General features: G+C 47.6%; 14 protein-coding genes, 1 tRNA gene and 1 pseudogene. 6 read left to right on the plus strand and 10 right to left on the minus strand.

The annotated features are described in order from the left end of the window. Nucleotides 1-27: 27 nt before the first annotated feature. On the minus strand, nucleotides 28-1,665 hold the full coding sequence (locus tag KME11_17715) for a DUF3370 domain-containing protein (GenBank protein ID MBW4517049.1): 1,638 nt from the start codon (nucleotides 1,663-1,665) through the stop codon (nucleotides 28-30). A 674-nt stretch (nucleotides 1,666-2,339) separates the two neighbouring features. On the opposite strand from KME11_17715, the gene KME11_17720 reads away from it, so the two are divergent. Together KME11_17720 and KME11_17725 are read left to right on the plus strand one after the other, a co-directional pair. Beyond that, nucleotides 2,340-2,410 (plus strand) — tRNA-Gly (locus KME11_17720). Between the two features lie 462 nt (nucleotides 2,411-2,872). Further along, a complete protein-coding gene (locus KME11_17725; GenBank protein MBW4517050.1) occupies nucleotides 2,873-3,361 on the plus strand; it encodes a VOC family protein in 489 nt (162 codons plus the stop codon). A gap of 121 nt (nucleotides 3,362-3,482) precedes the next feature. Here the strand turns inward: KME11_17725 and KME11_17730 are convergent, their stop codons facing one another. The 3 genes from KME11_17730 to KME11_17740 are packed head-to-tail and all read right to left on the minus strand — an operon-like array spanning nucleotide 3,483 to nucleotide 6,908. Then, a complete protein-coding gene (locus KME11_17730) occupies nucleotides 3,483-4,895 on the minus strand; it encodes an AAA family ATPase (protein ID MBW4517051.1) in 1,413 nt (470 codons plus the stop codon). 12 nt (nucleotides 4,896-4,907) lie between these two features. Next, on the minus strand, nucleotides 4,908-5,564 hold the full coding sequence (locus KME11_17735) for a toll/interleukin-1 receptor domain-containing protein (GenBank protein ID MBW4517052.1): 657 nt from the start codon (nucleotides 5,562-5,564) through the stop codon (nucleotides 4,908-4,910). A 24-nt stretch (nucleotides 5,565-5,588) separates the two neighbouring features. Next, entirely contained in the window at nucleotides 5,589-6,908 is a 1,320-nt protein-coding gene (locus KME11_17740; protein MBW4517053.1) for an SPOR domain-containing protein, read from the minus strand. Between the two features lie 264 nt (nucleotides 6,909-7,172). Between KME11_17740 and KME11_17745 the strand changes: the two genes are divergently transcribed. Then, nucleotides 7,173-7,745 carry a DUF721 domain-containing protein gene (locus tag KME11_17745; GenBank protein MBW4517054.1) on the plus strand — a complete coding sequence of 191 codons (573 nt, stop codon included), beginning with the start codon at nucleotides 7,173-7,175 and terminating at the stop codon, nucleotides 7,743-7,745. A 48-nt stretch (nucleotides 7,746-7,793) separates the two neighbouring features. Continuing rightward, nucleotides 7,794-9,281 carry an MBOAT family protein gene (locus KME11_17750; GenBank protein MBW4517055.1) on the plus strand — a complete coding sequence of 496 codons (1,488 nt, stop codon included), beginning with the start codon at nucleotides 7,794-7,796 and terminating at the stop codon, nucleotides 9,279-9,281. 87 nt (nucleotides 9,282-9,368) lie between these two features. On the opposite strand, the gene KME11_17755 is transcribed toward KME11_17750, so the two are convergent. After that, the gene (locus tag KME11_17755; GenBank protein ID MBW4517056.1) at nucleotides 9,369-9,929 is read right to left on the minus strand and encodes an SgcJ/EcaC family oxidoreductase; all 561 of its coding nucleotides are present in this window, start codon (nucleotides 9,927-9,929) and stop codon (nucleotides 9,369-9,371) included. A 233-nt stretch (nucleotides 9,930-10,162) separates the two neighbouring features. Beyond that, on the minus strand, nucleotides 10,163-10,417 hold the full coding sequence (locus KME11_17760; protein ID MBW4517057.1) for a hypothetical protein: 255 nt from the start codon (nucleotides 10,415-10,417) through the stop codon (nucleotides 10,163-10,165). 283 nt (nucleotides 10,418-10,700) lie between these two features. Between KME11_17760 and KME11_17765 the strand changes: the two are divergent. Continuing rightward, nucleotides 10,701-11,680 (plus strand): annotated as a pseudogene (locus KME11_17765) (low temperature requirement protein A). On the opposite strand, the gene KME11_17770 reads toward KME11_17765, so the two are convergent. Beyond that, nucleotides 11,677-12,288: a hypothetical protein gene (locus KME11_17770; protein ID MBW4517058.1), complete on the minus strand. Its 612-nt coding sequence runs from the start codon at nucleotides 12,286-12,288 to the stop codon at nucleotides 11,677-11,679. The pseudogene KME11_17765 and the gene KME11_17770 sit on opposite strands and share 4 nt — an antisense overlap. Before the next feature lie 140 nt (nucleotides 12,289-12,428). On the opposite strand from KME11_17770, the gene KME11_17775 reads away from it, so the two are divergent. Next, nucleotides 12,429-13,163: a PspA/IM30 family protein gene (locus KME11_17775; protein MBW4517059.1), complete on the plus strand. Its 735-nt coding sequence runs from the start codon at nucleotides 12,429-12,431 to the stop codon at nucleotides 13,161-13,163. A gap of 45 nt (nucleotides 13,164-13,208) precedes the next feature. On the opposite strand, the gene coaBC is transcribed toward KME11_17775, so the two are convergent. The 3 genes from coaBC to KME11_17790 all read right to left on the minus strand — a co-directional run bounded on the left by coaBC (nucleotide 13,209) and on the right by KME11_17790 (nucleotide 15,367). Continuing rightward, entirely contained in the window at nucleotides 13,209-14,411 is a 1,203-nt protein-coding gene (gene coaBC / locus KME11_17780; GenBank protein MBW4517060.1) for a bifunctional phosphopantothenoylcysteine decarboxylase/phosphopantothenate--cysteine ligase CoaBC, read from the minus strand. A 19-nt stretch (nucleotides 14,412-14,430) separates the two neighbouring features. Continuing rightward, nucleotides 14,431-14,643 (minus strand): DUF2555 domain-containing protein, encoded by a 213-nt coding sequence (locus KME11_17785; GenBank protein MBW4517061.1) that lies wholly within the window; start codon nucleotides 14,641-14,643, stop codon nucleotides 14,431-14,433. An 82-nt stretch (nucleotides 14,644-14,725) separates the two neighbouring features. Next, a complete protein-coding gene (locus KME11_17790; protein MBW4517062.1) occupies nucleotides 14,726-15,367 on the minus strand; it encodes a dienelactone hydrolase family protein in 642 nt (213 codons plus the stop codon). Between the last annotated feature and the right edge of the window lie 108 nt (nucleotides 15,368-15,475).

Here is a 15,475-nt window from a genome sequence, read left to right on the forward strand (position 1 = left end):
AAAAACATCACTTACCACTATAAGACGCTACGGATTTCTGGGCTGATTCGCCTGAATTAGCCCAGAAGCACCCACCGTTTGAACGGTTAAGACCTGAGGTGGAGTCGCATCCGGCGGATAGATTAACTGCACATCAACCCGCCTTTGTCCACCTTTAGGTAACCTTAATCTTACTAATGGTTCCCCTTCCTGCCCCCGCTGCTGAACCACATGAACATAACGGCTTTGGGGAATGCCAAAGTCATTGGTATAGCTGAGGCGGATGGTGCCTCTAAAAGAGACTTGATCGATGGGCGGCAATCGAAACCGCAGTCCGTCTTCTAGCTGCTCATCCTGAAGTGGAGTTTGCAGCATAATATTAACGGTTTGCGTGGTGTCTGTATCGTTGTACAGCGGCAAAGAGATATTGTAAAGCACGCCATAGTTGCCGTTCGCCCGATAAGCCGTATCAGGGTAGCGCACTAACATGGGGGCGCTTTGGATCTGTTTAGTGCCGAATGTATTGTGCTCGACGGTGCTAATGACGTAGGAAAACTCTTGCCCCGGTTTAGGAATAGTTACATGATTAACAGTAGCGCTGTCGGTTGCCAGTGCCGTCCATTGCGAACCTTGAGACACTCCAGCCACTCGCCCGTAGAAAAACCGCAAATAGGCGCGAGCATCGGGTGCAGTAGGACGGCGATCGCGCGGACCCGACAAGCCACCAGACACCAGTAGATTGAGCCATTCTGCCAAGCTAGGAACCCGTTCAGTCCCACTTTCGTTTCGAGGCGCATACATACCGAGACTAGCCACATGAACCTTGCCACTGCTCGACAGCCGCATTAAAGCCGATCGCCCATTAATAGCGAGAGGGCGATTGTCAAAAGCAGGTTCAGCGGGCAAAGAAGGCTCATTTGTCCGACTTAATGGCATTGCAGAATTACTAGCCACACGAACCGGTCGAGGCGCAACAGCGGTAGTTGGTCGAGGAATTAAGTACCCTGGCGGCAACGTTCCGTCAGTCGGCACTGTCAGCTGCCGTAAAGGAATGGGTAAATTCATCAACAGCTTAGCCTGCTTAGGCGGAATAGTAATTTCTTCAGGCCATTGAGATTGACGTTGCTCCCGCAAAACCTCGGTCGTAATGCGACTACCGGGCCCTGCAAAAATTGCACCAGCCGGATTAGCTACATAGGCAGGTAAGTCAGTAAACGGCGCATCTTGGCTCAGGTAGCTTACCCCCTGCAAAATTTTAATGGTGACAGGCTCAGTTCCGGGGTTATAGACTACAACACCCATAAACAGTGTGCGCCTATCATCAGGGTTAATACCCCGCGCGATGTGATGGGCAAACAGGTCAAAGCGACCTTCAAAGGGAAAGTTTAAGTGCGCAGAGGAGTGACGCATCCCCTCAGGAGGAAACGTAGAGAGCAGAATACCTTCTGACTGAACCACTTCTGGACTATTGCTATTAAATACTGGAACGCTGTCAAGCTGTCCAGGCAAGGCTCTGACATCTTGAGGACGAATGACTTCTGCTTGACGTTGAGGAACAGCGACCCCTTGCGGGTATCTCGAAGAGGGCGCTGGCGGGGACAAAGCAGGTGCAACTAGGGGAGCAGCATTAGCTTGAACCGGAGCAACTATTTGGGCTAATGAGAGGAGAGACAGAACCGTTAACATGTGCAAAATTATCAGAAGCTATTGTCAATGGACTCGTAACCATTATCTAAACTAACTTTTCCCATTCGATGCATTTAATCATCAGGAAATCTCGCCAATGCCGCAAAATAGCTTGACATTAATGGGGAAGGTTAGCCTAATCAAGCAGAATGTACACCCAGAAGCCCTACTTCATTGACATCACCCCTAACCAGCACAATTCAATAGAGCCGCAGGTATTGACCTAAACTCTCTTGACAAAAAGATATCGCATCACAACATACCATCAACTCTTGCAAGCACCTTGTAAAAATATCAAAAAGATTGTGTGAAGAAACTGTAGAGATTCAAAACCGTACACAATCAACACAGTAAAACAACGCTTTTATCAAAGATTACAAGAGTTGCTTTATCGCACGTATTTATTTAGAACAGTTTTATCTAGAACAGTTTTATGGGTGCATGACGGATAAACTTTCAAAACTTTCGATAGAACCAAACTGTAAGCGCGTTACTTGTCGGTTTTTCGCCTTGAGCAAGGGTCAAATCTCAATTTGCTATGGAGTTTGCTACAAAGTATTGGGCTCACCTGTTCAGAATCTATACAAAACTCAGTTCAATAAGCAAACCAAATAATAAGAAATTCCGAAACTATGTTACGCTGAAGTGTGCTTAGGATTCTAGCGTCAAAGACTGCGGGTGTAGTTTAGTGGTAAAACCTTAGCCTTCCAAGCTAATGATAGGGTTTCGATTACCCTCACCCGCTTTAAAGTTGAGAGTTTTGAGGTCTGACGGTTTTATTTGCCTAGTTTGTTACAGACTAGGGGAACTTTTTGGGAAGCAATATAAAAAATATTTGGACGAGTTTATGGAGATTGCAGCAGGACTCGTGACGAAAATGAGTGTTGCTGAATTATGGCATGAGAATCTGGCTCCCCCTGCCCTCGCAAGGAAGAGTCCAGTAGTTAGGTTTACTCGGTAACGCTGCGCGATCGACCTCTCCCTCAGCCCTTCTTCTGAAAGAAAAGAGCGCTGGTAGATTCATCCTTTTATCCGGTAATGTCCAAAAAGGATTGCCAACGATAATGATTAATTTTTTCCTCCAGTAAACAAATGTTTATTTTTTGTAAAAACGAGGCATTTATCTCGACAAATCAGGACAATTGTACTAATCTAAATCAGGCTGAGCGCTGATGCATTTGTCCCTGATCTAAAGAGGAATTTGATCATGAGCACCGTAAAACCTATTCCAGATCACTACCCCACGGCAACGCCTTATTTAACGGTTAAGGATGCTGTCAAAGCGATCGAGTTTTATAAACAGGCATTTGGCGCAACAGAATCGATGCGGCTGGTAACTCCTTCGGGAACAATTGGACATGCTGAGATTATCATTGGGACATCTCCGATTATGCTTTCTGATGAGTTTCCAGAGATGGGAATGCACAGCCCACAAGCGTTAGGGAGTTCGCCCGTCAGTATTCATCTCTATGTTGAGGATGCTGATGCAACGTTCAATCAGGCGATCGCAGCAGGCGCAAAAGAAATGATGGCAATTGAAAATCAGTTCTATGGCGATCGCATGGGTACAATTATTGACCCTTTTGGACATACTTGGATGATTGCAACGCACCAAGAGGATGTGTTGCCAGAAGAATTACAACAGCGTTTTATCGCTCTGTATGGTGATGGCGGTTCTATTACATCGAGCCAGTAAGCCGAGCGAATAGAAACCTATTTTGACCTTCCTTTGAGTTAGCTTCAGGGAAGGTTGTCAGTTTTAAACTGGCAAGAATTCAGCCGGCTAGCGGCAAGTTCATCATCCAGTCAAAAATTTCTTAAGAACTGCGCTGTATAAATCCTGGAAGATCAACTTGAATGTGTTGAATCATTTTGATGAAATTGCTGATTTTAATAATTTGCTCACCAATGTTTTCATGCTCTCGCATAACTTCTTCAGGATTAAAAACGGTTTCTTCTAATTGAGAACGGTAGTTTTTGACTGCTGTTTGAATCTCGACCACACTATCGTTCAGTTTCAAAATTAACTGGCTGATAATTCTCACCCCTCTAGCATTTACGTCTTCTGACACAAGGCGCAATGCTTGGATTTTTTCTAAGTCTGTTTGCAATGCATCAATAGATTCCTTGAGTTGAGCCACTGTAGCTTTTAGATCTTGATAGCGCTGCTCAATAAGCGGTGGAAGCGGTAGGAGAACAGTTCGATCGCGACGGTTTGGCTTGTATTCCCAGGGTGGCGTGAAGCTGAGCATTTGAGTGGTCAGGCTTTCGTAGCTACGAGAAAGAGAAAGGCGATCGCCCTCTTTTTCTTTAAGTACTGCAATTTCTTCACCGTAGGAATATCGGGGGAAATGCTGAATCTGAACTTCGTCAAAATAATTGCTGAGGTTGCACTGGGGCAAGTTATAAATTCTTTGAAAAAGCTGTTCAAATCCAAGTTGATAGCCTAAAAAGCTGTCTTGCCGAGTGCCAAATCGCCAGTGCTGCCGCAAAGTTGTTTCAGAGGCTTCTACCCGTGAGGGCAAAGGAAAAATGGTTAGAGGACGTAGGTCATCGGATTGTTTGCGATAGGCAGCAGCGTTGCTTGCTAGGTCTAAAACGCCTTCTAGGCTTTGGCGATTAGGGGTAAAAACCGTGACCAGCTTTTCCGGCATGAGAGCCGTACAAATGCCGCTGGTATCGGTGGCACCTGTACGAGAGTCGATCAACACGTACTGGTAGTTTTGTTTAAGACGTTCAGAAAAGAAGCGAAAGAAGGAGGGCGATCGCTCGTAAAACTCAATCCAATTGAAGGAATTGATCCGTTGTGAGTACTGTTCATCAAACCGTCCTGCCTTAAGTAGATAAACGTAGGAAACAGGGGTTTTAAGAATGTAAGGCTGCAAACTCAATTTGCGAACCGCAGCTTCCACGGATGCCTCATCCTCAGAGTTAAATCGGGGTTGAGTCATTGCCTCAGAAATCGACAAAAATAAGTCAATTAATCCGGGTGCTTCCTTCAATCCTTGTTCGTACGCTCTAGCATCAACGGATTGCAGTTTTTCCCGGTCACGGAAATACCAGTGCAGCCCAGGCGCTTCGAGATCCCAATCGATCATGAGTACTTTTTTGCGCGATCGCTTTGCCAATAGGCACGCCACATTTGCCAGCGCCATCGATCGCCCCGTGCCGCCTTTATAGGAATAAAAAGTAATGATTTCTCCGGGCGGCTTTGTCAAATTTATAGCCATTTTGCACCGCTTCTACAATCTGGGGAAGGAACTACTGCGAACACCCGTCACCTCCCTAATCCAGTCTAGAACTTCTGATTCATCTGGGAGGTTAAAATTATCACAATCAAGATAAGGATCGGTGGAAAGTGCCTCTAATTCTCGGCATCGATCGTAAATGTAAGCCGCAATTTCTTGAATTTTGGAGTTGAAGTTAGAGTTGCGAGACATTTCTCTTCCGCCCAATTGAAAACTTTGAAAGTCGTAGTATGCCCGTCGGTTTTTAATCTCGCTCGGTAAAAACTTTAGTCCTCGAAAAACAATGGGAATGATTAAGCCGTGCTTTAACTGAGCCTCCGAATCGACTAAGGGCAAGCGCTTACTTTCAAGCTTTTCCATTGCCTTATACTCGCGGGCACAAAAGGTTTTGTGCTCGTCAAAATAGGTCGGCACATAAACCACAACCATACAGGCGCTTTCACAAAGGGCTTTCGCAAGCGCCTGGTTATAGAAGTCACCTCCTTTGAGCCGCTCCCAATCGACGTAAACTTCCTTCGTTGTCAACGCTTCAAGTTCATTTGAAAGAGCAGTCTTGAGTTGACGAATGATCGTCTCTAGAAGGTTCTTATCAGTCGGTAAAGAGCGATCGCCATGACGAAAACTGATAAAGCAAGAATATTTTAGGGGCATCGAATTTAACTTCCCCATACCCACTTACGGCTGATAAACCTTAGCTGGAACGCCTTGTTGTTGCAACTGTTGTGCCATTTGCTCGGCACTTGCAGAATCTCCAAAAGACCCCATCTGCACCTTTGCCCCATCGTCAAAGTTTCGCACATAAGCATCACTAATCGCTTGCCTGGCTTGAGAAAGGCTGGGGTCGCCTGTATATTCAGTGACCACGTAGTAGCGAGTAACTGGGGGAGGAGCCTGGGCGATCGGGGGGGCAGGGGCAGCAGGTGGCGCAGGTGCTGGTGCGGGTCGTCTAGCAGCAGGCTGAGGGGCAGGCGTAGCTATCTGTGGGGCAGGCGGCACATAGGCGGGTGCGGCTGCTTGGACAGGCGCTTGGGGTTCAGGAGGGAGTTCAGACTGACGAATCACAGGTCGAGAGGGAATAGTAACCGTTTGCAAGGGCTGCTGAGTGACCGCAGCAGAAAGCCTGGGTGCATTAGTTAGAGGGCTGGGTTCAGGGTCAGTTGAGCGAGGTGAATCGGTTGGCGAAAGCGTAGGTGCAGTAGTTTGTGGAACCGTGACTACTGTTGAGGGGCGATCGTTCTTGGGAAGCTGACTGAGTGTGTTGAGGTTAACATCCATAAACTCGTCAGAGGCTAAGTTAGGGGATAAAGATTGATTCTCGCTGGGTGGAGTTGTAATGACTGAGTTTTTCTCGTCCTGGCGACCTAAAGCCGCCAGGAAGCCAAGACTAGAAGGATACAGGAGGACGTATCCTAAGCTAATGCTAGAGAGAAGGAGCAGTAGCATCGAGCCAACCCCTAGAGGCGTTAGGAGCGTGTCTAAAAGGGTGGACTTGCGATCGATAGACTGGGCTGTGGGGTGGGAAAAACTTTTGAGCAGTTCTTCTGAAGAAGCAAAGTAATCATGAGTCAGTTCGGGCTGCTGAGGGGCGGGCTGTTGAGAGGCGATCGAAGCCGCAAGAGGCAACCCTGGGGATGTCTGCGGAGCAGCGCGCATTTCCCGCACTACTCGCCGGGCATCAAACTTAGAGAAATTAGACAGGGGAGAATGGGAAGAAGCTTCATCCCAAGCATCTAACTCCATGGGCTGGGGCGTGGCGTAATCTGGCGCATAATTTGGTAAGGGTGGCATGAGGGGAGCTTGACTTGCTTGCGGACTGTTGCGGAGAGCCGGAGCTAAGTTCTGCCCGCGCATCCTGCCCAATTGCCGATATCGTTGCTGACGGTAGCGAATTAGCTCATCTTCTAACTGCACGTCTAAATTGTCCAACGCCTTTTGCAGCATCAGATGTAAGGTGGAAGGCTCGGGGCTAAAAGGTTCAACAGAGGAAGGGCGCATTCTTTGATTTACTCCTGCCGGGTGGTCACTAGGTAAACATTTATAAATTAATGGAGGGCAGAGGGACATTTAGAGTGAAACGCACTTAAAAAAGAGGGAGCAAATCTGAGGTAAAAGTGCTAAACCTAGCGCCAGACAACTATCGAGATCAGTCAAGATCAGTTGAACACGCTATTGACAGAATTTAAAGTGATTCTGCGATCTCAATGGCTAATGATATCTAATTTTTAGAAAAATGCTTTCGAGACATAAGTAGTCTGCACCATGGTCGAACCAATTCAATCTCTTAGTCAAATTTTAGGGGGTCTAGAAAGTCAGGACAGTTGGAAAGGCAGACAGCAGCTTCAGCAAGTTTTGTCTCGGTGGTCAACTGTGGTAGGCGAGGCGGTGGCGGCACAAACTCGCCCGACTGGCATCCAACGACGGGTGCTGCTAGTTGCGGCTTCTAGCTCGGCTTGGGCGCAAAACTTGGGTTTTGAACGCATCCGAATTTTAGAGAAGCTCAATGCCTTGACGACTTTCAATCTGACCGATATTCGGTTTTCTACGGCGCAATGGCGATCGGAATACAGTTTGATTGCTGCAAATATTTCAGAATCCGCTATCCTTTGGCGAGACCATCCTAGTCGGTTGGCAGATCTCTCTTTGCTTCCAGCCAGTGCGACTCCAGTTGCTCCTGATTCTCAGTCTGCTTTTCGTAATTGGGCAAGAGTGATGCGATCGCGGGCGCAGCATCTGCCTTTGTGTCCGGCTTGCCAATGTCCGGCACCGCCAGGAGAATTGAGCCGATGGCAGGTTTGTTCGCTTTGTGCGGCTCAACGGTTTGGACGAGAATAATATACGGCGAGAGTAATGTGCAGCCACCCTTTTATCCCCTCTTGATCCATGACCTTTCTTTCCATCACCTATGCGATTTTTTTGCTCAGCACCCTAGGCATTTACTGGGCAGTTGAAGGGCGATCGCTCCGCCTTTTCGTTTTATTAATGGCAAGTCTGGTCTTTTACTGCTCTTTGCAAATTGAGTTTGTACTGTTGCTATTGGGCATCACGCTCATTACCTTTCTAATAGGCAAGGCGCTGGGGGCACCCTTAGACTGGCGAATTGGCAACAAAGAGTGGGAATTTGCCCAGCAGGATTGGAACCGTCGGCGCTTGAAATTGCTGTGGGTGGGGATTGGGCTAAACTTATTGCTGCTATTGGGGTTTAAGTACATCCCGTTTTTGCTAGAAAGCTTAGGCGCGATCGCCCCTAGCGCTGCTGCCAATACCGACTGGTTTCGGCAATATTTTTCGGTTTTAGGCATCAGCTTTTTTAGCTTTGAATGCATTGCTTATTTAGTAGACATTTATCGGGGCGCGATCGCCAGCCAAAGTTTTTTAGAATTTGCGGCTTACAAACTATTTTTCCCAAAGCTCATTTCAGGACCCATCACGCGCTTTCATCCCTTCATTGCCCAACTGCAAAATATTCACTTCCCAGTGCCCAGCCAAATATCAGAGGGGCTTTGGCTCATCGCCTGTGGAGCCATTAAAAAGCTGTTACTTGCTGATCATTTAGCAACCTTGGTAAACCTGACCTTTAATAACTTAGAACGAGCAGGCAGCGGTGATATTTGGTTAGGAACTTTTGCTTACGGGCTTCAGCTTTACCTAGACTTTAGTGGATATGTGGATGTAGCAAGGGGAACAGCGATTTTGCTGGGGTTTGAACTGCCCCCCAACTTCGACTTCCCGTACTTTTGCACCAGCATTGCCGATTTTTGGCGACGTTGGCACATGACGCTGGGCGACTGGCTACGCAACTATCTCTATTTTCCTCTAGGCGGTTCGCGTCAGGGTTTATTTCGTACTTGTCTAAACTTGCTAGTGGTCATGCTCCTGGCTGGCATTTGGCACGGCGATAATTGGGGCTTTATTGTGTGGGGCGGACTGCATGGCTTGGCGCTGATCATGCATCGCCTGACCGACTCCATTTCTAAGGATTTGCCTTGGCTCCAACGCTGGTGGCAAACTATTCCTGGAGCGATCGCGGGTTGGCTCATGACGCAAATTATGGTGTTCACGACTTGGCTGTTCTTCCGTTTGCCCAACCTGAAAGATTCGGGCTTGGCAGTCAGTCGCCTGTGGGGACATCCAGCCGATATTCAGTTTGCACCAAAGGTCTATGTTGAAACGTTACAAAGCGATCGCTTGCACATCACACTCATGCTTTTCCTGTTAGTTGCAGGCATGGGCATTGCCTACGCAGTCACCCGTAGCTTAAAACTTCAACTCAGTTGGGCAGCCAAACTTCTGTTGGTTCCCCTTTGCTTCTACCTGGCGTGGCTATTGGCACCCAACGAAAGCGCACCTTATATCTACTTTGACTTTTAATTGCGAGGAATGCGATCGGGAGTGCCCTTCAAAGGCGTTCCCAGGTTTTAGCCTGGGAACGAGGTGGACGAGGCTAGGCTTTTAGCCTTAGTTCGCCGCAGGTAATCCAGCAGGTGCCGTGGGAATTCCGGAGGAATGATGCTCCACGATCATCCATTTGCCATTGATTTTGCGATACACGAATGTGTAACGGGCAGGTACCTCTACAACAGCGCCGGGTTCAGATTTGAACATGAACGTGTAGTAGCCGCTGTTGATGGCAACATCGTCATAAACGCGAATAGTGGGAATGTAATCTTTGGCAGAGAGATTAGGCAATGCTGTAAAGAATTTAAAATAGTCGCGCAATTCGTCTTTTGTATCTCGAATTTGTTCAGACACCGTAGCAAGTAAGATGGCATCCTCGGCGTACAGTGCTAACACATCCTCAACAACGGTTGGATTCCCTGATGTGACTGTAGCAATCCACTCACGGGTGACAGCATCAATGGGGGCGGCTTCGTTGCTCAGGGCTGTTGTGGCGGGAGCACTAATGGGAAGCACTGGGGTATCCGCTTGTCCGGGTTGGGAAACGACCATGCTTGCTAGCAGTACCGTTAGGCAGAGAAAGTACGATCGCTGAACCGAAGCGCCTTTAAAAAGAGTCATTAGATATCTCCCATGAATTAAATACAGGTGCATGACCAGATTCGGCTCGCTAGGTGGTAAGCCATCTGGATACGGTGTGTTTATATCCACCGCTAATTTTTTATGATTAAACCACGTCTTATAGACTTTTGTCTATCGAAGACGAGTTCATCAAAGATAAATATTGATGTATGGATCTATAAGTGAATGTAAGCCTAGACGGCAGAATCTTAGAATTTCTGGCGATCTGCCCTCTAAGTATTCACTTCCTTTTGCAACCACTCATCAACTGGCTGACCATCCCGCCGCTTCAATTCCACCTCAATGACCATCACTGAAGCTGAGCCGGGAGGAGTCATGCGCTGATGAAACAAAATCTCGTAATCATTAGGGTCTTGCTGCTTTTCTTTAAGCCAGTCCTGCACCTTAGTTAATGCAAAAAAAGACTGCCCATCCTGAAACATTCGAGTCAGTTGAAGCTGGATGCTGTAAGGGTTGAAGCGAGCCATAGTTGTGTGAAGGTAAGTTTCACCTCTGATCTTATTCGTTGAGACTCTGAGTGAAAAAATATGTGACCCCTTTCAGTCCATAGTACAAGTGGCGTTGTTGAATGAAAGTATTGAAAATTCGGTTCCCCTGCCCTCGCGAGGAAGGGCTAGGGGGTAAGTTGCTGATGACGCAGCATGAGTGACCTCTCCCCAACCCCTTTTCTTGAGGAGAGGGGCTTTGAGCAGATTCATATTTCTATTCAGCAATATTGTATAAATAATAAAAATAGTGGAGGCTACCCACGTGATCTGGTTTCAACCACCCCAACTCCGAGTAGGTGAAGGCATTGAGGAAAGTTCTCGACGGGCAAATTGGCTAGAGCTTTTTTTTGATTTGGTCTTTGTGGTTGCTATTGCTCAACTTGCCAATAATCTGCACAAAGACACCACGATCGCTGGGTTCATGGGCTTTGTAATTTTATTTATTTCGGTGTGGTGGGCTTGGATTGGGGCAACGTTTTACGCTAAACCTGGTACGCTGTTGGTTTTGCGATCGCGGCTTCCTTTTGGTTTATTTCTGTTTTCATACCCTTGCCCTATCGGTTGTTTTTTTGGATGGCAAGCATTGTCATTGATTTTGTCACACCGATATCAGCGATCCATCTTCAAACCCAGCTTTTGCCAAACTTCGAGCATTTGCCTGAGCGTTTCGGTTTGTTTGTCATCATCGTATTGGGTGAAGCGATCGTTGCAGTTGTCAATGGCGTTGCCGAAACGCAGTGGCAGTTGATGTCAGTCACGTTCGCAGTCTTAGGTTTTTGTATTGCCTTTAGCCTCTGGTGGATTTACTTCGAGAATGTTGGAGGGACGGCATTACAGATGGCGGGGACAACCGGACAAGTTAAGGTCTTACAAATTTGGCTATATACGCATTTGCCTTTAGTTTTAGGCATTGCCGTTGCTGGGGTTAGGGTAAAACATTTAATTCTTAGCAATCCGATGACAGGCTTAGCAGATAGCGATCGCTGGCTGCTGTGCGGCTCTTTGGCGCTTTGTTTTACAGCGTTGGCAGTACTACATCGAACTGGAGTTATTTTTCGATGCACCGCACGGACGAATCACCGCACGGTGGCAGCGGTTGCTTTACTAATTTTGGCGATCGGAGGCAGTGGATTACCACCTTTGGCGATCGTTGGGCTGTCGGCAGGAATCTCTGTATTTCAAGTCGCCCAGGATCTATATCAGGGACATCCAAAAGAGTGGGATGCCACAAGTGGCATTTAGAAGACCGTTAAAACAGCCTGAAATGGTTGGAGTAGAATGCCCAAAATTTTGTCAACTTCATTGATAAAGTATTCAGTCGAGTCAATGTGAACTAAGCTGTCACTCAAGGTTAGAAAACGCCAGTTTGTACCGCTGGTAACTGCACCATAAATCACATCAAGCCCATTACCTGCGTTTTGGTTAAAAGTTTGAGCCGCCAGCATAAAAGCAATGCACTGTCCTAAGCCGCCTTTAAGACTTTCGTTTTTTGCCTCCACAATGGTTACCACTGGAGCCGTAATATCAAACTGTTCAGTCGATCGGCTTAAAATGTAATCGCAGAAACCTTGGAGTCCACGATCGGGATCAACATTAAACTCTGTGCCTGAAAAGAAGCTCATTTGACTTTTAAGCTGTCGGCGAATTTCTGTCAATACAGGTGTAATTAAAAGTTCAGAGCGCGCTTTCTTAGTATTGATGGCAGTCGCTAAGGGTAAATATTCTCTTAACGTTAGTGCCAAAAAATCAGAGGGCTGAACTGGGTCTACTTGAGCAAACAAACGTTGTGACTCGTTCAGGGTTAGCCCTAATTGCTTCACCTTAATTAACGTAAAGTCGCTGTAAGCCATCTAAGTTTCCTTAGGTTGAAAAATCTATTCTCTAATCTGTCCATTCTCTAATTCATTATCAACGCCTTCTTTCATCAATAAGCAGTGCGATACCATAAGAAGTAACTGAAACTCCATTCAAGCATAGCTAGGATTTCGTCATGGGACTTTTTGACCGTATTGGGCGCGTAGTTCGAGCCAACGTTAACAGTTTGATTAGCGGTGCTGAAGACCCAGAACGGATTCTGGAGCAAGCGGTTGTAGAGATGCAGCATGACTTAATTCAACTCCGGCAAGCTGTGGCACAGGCGATCGCCACTCAGAAACGCACCGAACGCCAAGCTGGACAATCTCAAGCAACTGCCGAAGAATGGTACCGACGGGCACAGCTTGCTTTACAAAAGGGAGAAGATACTTTAGCAAGAGAGGCTTTAACCCGACGCAAATCTTATCAAGATACTGCCTCGGCGCTAACCGAACAAATTCAACAGCAAAGCGGCATTGTGTCGCAGCTTAAGCAAAACTTGGCAAAGCTAGAAAGCAAGCTGTCGGATGCTAGAACCAAAAAAGATATGTATATCGCCCGTGCCCGTTCGGCAAAAGCTTCTGAAAAGCTGAACGAAATGATGGGACGAATTGGTACAGGCAGCGCTTTATCGGCGTTTGAAAAGATGGAAGAAAAGGTATTGCAGATGGAGGCCAGATCAGAAGCGATCGCCGAACTCAACAGCGGCGATGCGATCGAGCAGCAGTTTAAAGAATTAGAAAGTGGCGATCGCGGCATTGACAAAGAATTAGCCGCGATGAAAGCCCAGTTTGCGGCAGGCAGTTCTCCCAGCCTATCCAGCGCCGATCCTGAACTCGAACAACTCCGTGCCAAGTTAGAAGGACGATAAAACTTGCCTAAACTTAGTGGTTGTAGGGTTTGGTGGCTCTATCTACTAATTTTCAAGCAGGCGGATAAAATCAAACAAACGATGTGCCATTTCTAACTTGCCGCAAGGTGCAATCGACACTTGTTTGCCTTGACGATCTAAAAAAATTGCCTGATTGCGATCGCTGCCAAAACCACTGTTTGGTTGGTCAATAGGATTAGCCACGATCGCATCTAATCCTTTACGGTGAAGCTTGTCTAATGCAGGCGCTAAAATATCGCCCGTTTGCGCCGCAAAGCCAATTAGCCTCTGATGAGGCTGCTTTAAACTGCTCAGTTCTGCCACAATGTCTGGCACGGGGGCGAGGTCTAGCTGTGAGGGGAGCGATCGTTTCGCTAGCTTGATCGGGCTGTAGGTTGCCGGACGCACATCAGCCACCGCCGCTGCCATCACAATCCAATCGGCTTCTGAGAAATGAGCCATCATGGCTTTCTGCATTTCTGCCGCACCTTCCACTGGCACCCAGCGCACACCTTGGGGCAAATCTGCCATGGGCGCATGAACCAGCGTTACCTCTGCGCCACGATGCAATGCCGCCCGCGCCAAAGCAATTCCCATTTTGCCCGTTGAAGGATTACCGATAAATCGAACAGGATCAAGGTATTCACGAGTTCCCCCTGCACTGATTAACACGCGCTGACCTGTCAAATCTCGCTGGGGACTCTGTAACAAAGATTCCAGGTGCGCCAAAATTTCATGGGGCTCCGCCATTCGTCCTGTCCCCACGCGATCGCACGCCAACAGACCGCTACCCGGAGCCAGAGCATGATAGCGAAGATCTGCCTGCACCAACTGCCAGTTGCGCTGAACTGCCTGCTGTTCCCACATATCAGTATTCATTGCTGGAGCCAGCAAGATTGGGCAAACCGAAGCCAAAACCGTATTGGTTAATAAATTATCCGCCAATCCATATGCCAGTTTTCCCAACGTATTTGCTGTCAACGGCGCAATCAAAAAAACTTCTGCCCATTCTCCTAGCTCAATGTGTAAGGGACGAGGATGGGTGGGTTGCCAGAAGTTTTCGTCGGTGTAGGCTGGATGACGGCTCAGCGTCGCAAATGTTAGCGGCATGACAAACTGTTGGGCACTAGCGGTTAAAATAACGCGCACCTCTGCCCCCATTTTTGCCAGGGTAGAAACCACTTCACAAACTTTATAGGCAGCAATGCCGCCGCCAATTCCAATTAAAATGCGCTTGCCCTGAAGCATGATGACGCTTTACTTGCATCTAGGCTTCGTCATAGGCTTCCATATCTAACAAAAACAGATAAGGCTCGACCATTTCAGGGCGGCGAAAGGCGATCGCCCGCAGTAAGTGCCAATCCTCCAGCCCCTCAAACGCCGTTTTGTAATCGTCTTGCTCTAGTCGCTTTGCCAAATTAGCAACCTCAACATCCGTCATCCGATCAACATCTTGCTCTGTAAAATTTAAGGTTTTCATCTGTTCCCCCTTCATGACGACCCAAAAACACTGATTCAACCTCAGCTTCACCCATCCTACTGCTGTTTTCTCATTCAGCAGCCTATAACAGCGTTTCTGCGATAAAACTTTTCATCAACTTCAGCACAGAAAGTTGAATTTCGTGCCCCATATCCAGCACTTCGTATTTCACAGATACTCCCATTGTCTGCAATTGTTCTCGCGCTTGTACCGCCGCCGCCAACGGCACAACGGTATCCTGCCGACCATGCACCATTAAAACGGGCGGGGCAGTCAAAGGGCGAGGGGCGATCGGGGCATGGAGATAGCCACTGAGAACAATCAGGGCTTTTAGCGGCAGGTGCAAGCCTACGTCTAACGTCATTGCGCCCCCTTGGGAAAAGCCTGCCAAGACGGTTTGTTCCAGGGCAACGCCCGTGGTGGATTCGAGCGATCGCAGCCATTCCACCAACTGCCGCCGACTTTCCTTCAACTGGGGCTGATTTCCAAAATCAGTGCTGCTCTGAAAGCTGTAAGCTTCGGGAAAGTTGTACCACGCTCGCCCATCCTCGGAATAGGGATGGGGAAACGGTGCGCTAGGAAATGCCATGTCATAGTCAGGAAGCGCCATATAAGGAGCAAAAGATGCAACATCTTGAGCATTTGCGCCCCAGCCGTGGAGAACGACTAGCAAGCCTTTAGCAGGTTTTGTTTGAGAAGGAATAGATAAAGATTGGAGAGGCACGTTTTTAGCTTTGAGTTCGCCTTCAGTATATTAAGCAAGATTTCTGTAAAGTTGTTTAAATAGAGGAGTTGCACAAGGGCGCGATCGCTGATCTGTGGGCACCTGAGT

Source organism: Timaviella obliquedivisa GSE-PSE-MK23-08B, assembly GCA_019358855.1.
GTDB classification, from domain to species: Bacteria; Cyanobacteriota; Cyanobacteriia; order Elainellales; family Elainellaceae; genus Timaviella; species Timaviella obliquedivisa.

What these genes read in the sequence shown, in the direction of transcription:
- KME11_17760 (MBW4517057.1), bottom strand. Translation starts at nt 10,417, where the DNA reads ATGGCTCGCTTCAACCCTTACAGCATCCAGCTTCAACTGACTCGAATG.
- KME11_17785 (MBW4517061.1), bottom strand. Translation starts at nt 14,643, where the DNA reads ATGAAAACCTTAAATTTTACAGAGCAAGATGTTGATCGGATGACGGAT.
- KME11_17750 (MBW4517055.1), top strand. Translation starts at nt 7,794, where the DNA reads ATGACCTTTCTTTCCATCACCTATGCGATTTTTTTGCTCAGCACCCTA.
- KME11_17755 (MBW4517056.1), bottom strand. Translation starts at nt 9,929, where the DNA reads ATGACTCTTTTTAAAGGCGCTTCGGTTCAGCGATCGTACTTTCTCTGC.
- KME11_17740 (MBW4517053.1), bottom strand. Translation starts at nt 6,908, where the DNA reads ATGCGCCCTTCCTCTGTTGAACCTTTTAGCCCCGAGCCTTCCACCTTA.
- KME11_17745 (MBW4517054.1), top strand. Translation starts at nt 7,173, where the DNA reads ATGGTCGAACCAATTCAATCTCTTAGTCAAATTTTAGGGGGTCTAGAA.
- KME11_17735 (MBW4517052.1), bottom strand. Translation starts at nt 5,564, where the DNA reads ATGCCCCTAAAATATTCTTGCTTTATCAGTTTTCGTCATGGCGATCGC.
- KME11_17730 (MBW4517051.1), bottom strand. Translation starts at nt 4,895, where the DNA reads ATGGCTATAAATTTGACAAAGCCGCCCGGAGAAATCATTACTTTTTAT.
- coaBC (MBW4517060.1), bottom strand. Translation starts at nt 14,411, where the DNA reads ATGCTTCAGGGCAAGCGCATTTTAATTGGAATTGGCGGCGGCATTGCT.
- KME11_17775 (MBW4517059.1), top strand. Translation starts at nt 12,429, where the DNA reads ATGGGACTTTTTGACCGTATTGGGCGCGTAGTTCGAGCCAACGTTAAC.
- KME11_17715 (MBW4517049.1), bottom strand. Translation starts at nt 1,665, where the DNA reads ATGTTAACGGTTCTGTCTCTCCTCTCATTAGCCCAAATAGTTGCTCCG.
- KME11_17770 (MBW4517058.1), bottom strand. Translation starts at nt 12,288, where the DNA reads ATGGCTTACAGCGACTTTACGTTAATTAAGGTGAAGCAATTAGGGCTA.
- KME11_17725 (MBW4517050.1), top strand. Translation starts at nt 2,873, where the DNA reads ATGAGCACCGTAAAACCTATTCCAGATCACTACCCCACGGCAACGCCT.